Origin of the sequence: Enterobacter cloacae complex sp. P18RS, assembly GCF_014982105.1 — a bacterium.
Lineage (GTDB): Bacteria > Pseudomonadota > Gammaproteobacteria > Enterobacterales > Enterobacteriaceae > Enterobacter > Enterobacter hormaechei_C.
Genome location: NZ_JADCKV010000037.1, coordinates 1 through 3,238, shown reverse-complemented (window position 1 = coordinate 3,238; position 3,238 = coordinate 1). Strand labels below are relative to the sequence as shown.

The 3,238-nt window shown below is 52.9% G+C and carries 1 rRNA gene; it reads left to right on the top strand.

From position 1 onward, the window contains the following. Positions 1 to 111: 111 nt before the first annotated feature. A 23S ribosomal RNA gene (locus INF61_RS21735) occupies positions 112 to 3,017 on the top strand. Positions 3,018 to 3,238: the final 221 nt, after the last annotated feature.

Genomic DNA, 3,238 nt, shown 5'->3' with positions numbered 1-3,238 from the left:
TTTGCTCTTTAAAAATCTGGATCAAGCTGAAAATTGAAACGACACACAGCTCATGTGTGTTCGAGTCTCTCAAATTTTCGCAATCAGAAGTGAAACATCTTCGGGTTGTGAGGTTAAGCGACTAAGCGTACACGGTGGATGCCCTGGCAGTCAGAGGCGATGAAGGACGTGCTAATCTGCGAAAAGCGCCGGCGAGGTGATATGAACCCTTGACCCGGCGATGTCCGAATGGGGAAACCCAGTGCAATCCGTTGCACTATCGTTAACTGAATACATAGGTTAACGAGGCGAACCGGGGGAACTGAAACATCTAAGTACCCCGAGGAAAAGAAATCAACCGAGATTCCCCCAGTAGCGGCGAGCGAACGGGGAGCAGCCCGGAGTCTGAATCAGCTTGTGTGTTAGTGGAACGGTCTGGAAAGTCCGACGGTACAGGGTGATAGTCCCGTACACGAAAGCACACATGCTGTGAACTCGAAGAGTAGGGCGGGACACGTGGTATCCTGTCTGAATATGGGGGGACCATCCTCCAAGGCTAAATACTCCTGACTGACCGATAGTGAACCAGTACCGTGAGGGAAAGGCGAAAAGAACCCCGGCGAGGGGAGTGAAAAAGAACCTGAAACCGTGTACGTACAAGCAGTGGGAGCCTCTTTATGGGGTGACTGCGTACCTTTTGTATAATGGGTCAGCGACTTATATTCTGTAGCAAGGTTAACCGTATAGGGGAGCCGAAGGGAAACCGAGTCTTAACTGGGCGTTAAGTTGCAGGGTATAGACCCGAAACCCGGTGATCTAGCCATGGGCAGGTTGAAGGTTGGGTAACACTAACTGGAGGACCGAACCGACTAATGTTGAAAAATTAGCGGATGACCTGTGGCTGGGGGTGAAAGGCCAATCAAACCGGGAGATAGCTGGTTCTCCCCGAAAGCTATTTAGGTAGCGCCTCGTGAACTCATCTTCGGGGGTAGAGCACTGTTTCGGCTAGGGGGCCATCCCGGCTTACCAACCCGATGCAAACTACGAATACCGAAGAATGTTATCACGGGAGACACACGGCGGGTGCTAACGTCCGTCGTGAAGAGGGAAACAACCCAGACCGCCAGCTAAGGTCCCAAAGTCATGGTTAAGTGGGAAACGATGTGGGAAGGCACAGACAGCCAGGATGTTGGCTTAGAAGCAGCCATCATTTAAAGAAAGCGTAATAGCTCACTGGTCGAGTCGGCCTGCGCGGAAGATGTAACGGGGCTAAACCATGCACCGAAGCTGCGGCAGCGACACTTATGTGTTGTTGGGTAGGGGAGCGTTCTGTAAGCCGTTGAAGGTGTGCTGTGAGGCATGCTGGAGGTATCAGAAGTGCGAATGCTGACATAAGTAACGATAAAGCGGGTGAAAAGCCCGCTCGCCGGAAGACCAAGGGTTCCTGTCCAACGTTAATCGGGGCAGGGTGAGTCGACCCCTAAGGCGAGGCCGAAAGGCGTAGTCGATGGGAAACAGGTTAATATTCCTGTACTTGGTGTTACTGCGAAGGGGGGACGGAGAAGGCTATGTCAGCCGGGCGACGGTTGTCCCGGTTTAAGCATGTAGGCGGAGGTTCCAGGTAAATCCGGTACCTTATTAACGCTGAGGTGTGATGACGAGGCACTACGGTGCTGAAGTGATAAATGCCCTGCTTCCAGGAAAAGCCTCTAAGCATCAGGTAACACGAAATCGTACCCCAAACCGACACAGGTGGTCAGGTAGAGAATACCAAGGCGCTTGAGAGAACTCGGGTGAAGGAACTAGGCAAAATGGTGCCGTAACTTCGGGAGAAGGCACGCTGATGTGTAGGTGAAGCCCCTGCGGGCGGAGCTGAAATCAGTCGAAGATACCAGCTGGCTGCAACTGTTTATTAAAAACACAGCACTGTGCAAACACGAAAGTGGACGTATACGGTGTGACGCCTGCCCGGTGCCGGAAGGTTAATTGATGGGGTTAGCGGCAACGCGAAGCTCTTGATCGAAGCCCCGGTAAACGGCGGCCGTAACTATAACGGTCCTAAGGTAGCGAAATTCCTTGTCGGGTAAGTTCCGACCTGCACGAATGGCGTAATGATGGCCAGGCTGTCTCCACCCGAGACTCAGTGAAATTGAACTCGCTGTGAAGATGCAGTGTACCCGCGGCAAGACGGAAAGACCCCGTGAACCTTTACTATAGCTTGACACTGAACACTGGTCCTTGATGTGTAGGATAGGTGGGAGGCTTTGAAGCGTGGACGCCAGTCTGCGTGGAGCCAACCTTGAAATACCACCCTTTAATGGCTGGTGTTCTAACGTAGACCCGTAATCCGGGTTGCGGACAGTGTCTGGTGGGTAGTTTGACTGGGGCGGTCTCCTCCCAAAGAGTAACGGAGGAGCACGAAGGTTGGCTAATCCTGGTCGGACATCAGGAGGTTAGTGCAATGGCATAAGCCAGCTTGACTGCGAGCGTGACGGCGCGAGCAGGTGCGAAAGCAGGTCATAGTGATCCGGTGGTTCTGAATGGAAGGGCCATCGCTCAACGGATAAAAGGTACTCCGGGGATAACAGGCTGATACCGCCCAAGAGTTCATATCGACGGCGGTGTTTGGCACCTCGATGTCGGCTCATCACATCCTGGGGCTGAAGTAGGTCCCAAGGGTATGGCTGTTCGCCATTTAAAGTGGTACGCGAGCTGGGTTTAGAACGTCGTGAGACAGTTCGGTCCCTATCTGCCGTGGGCGCTGGAGAATTGAGGGGGGCTGCTCCTAGTACGAGAGGACCGGAGTGGACGCATCACTGGTGTTCGGGTTGTCATGCCAATGGCACTGCCCGGTAGCTAAATGCGGAAGAGATAAGTGCTGAAAGCATCTAAGCACGAAACTTGCCCCGAGATGAGTTCTCCCTGAGACTTTAAGTCTCCTGAAGGAACGTTGAAGACGACGACGTTGATAGGTCGGGTGTGTAAGCGCAGCGATGCGTTGAGCTAACCGATACTAATGAACCGTGAGGCTTAACCTTACAACGCCGAAGGTGTTTTGGCGAAGAGACAGAAGATTTTCAGCTTAGATTCAGAGTCCGAAGGATTTTGCGCTGAGACAAGGCGGCAAACGAAGGAAAGGAAGGAGCATACTGAGGTATGTGACTGACTTTACGAGAGCAGCCAACGCAGTATCAGTGCGAAAGACACAGGACAGAGCACAAGAATTTGCCTGGCGGCTGTAGCGCGGTGGTCCCACCTG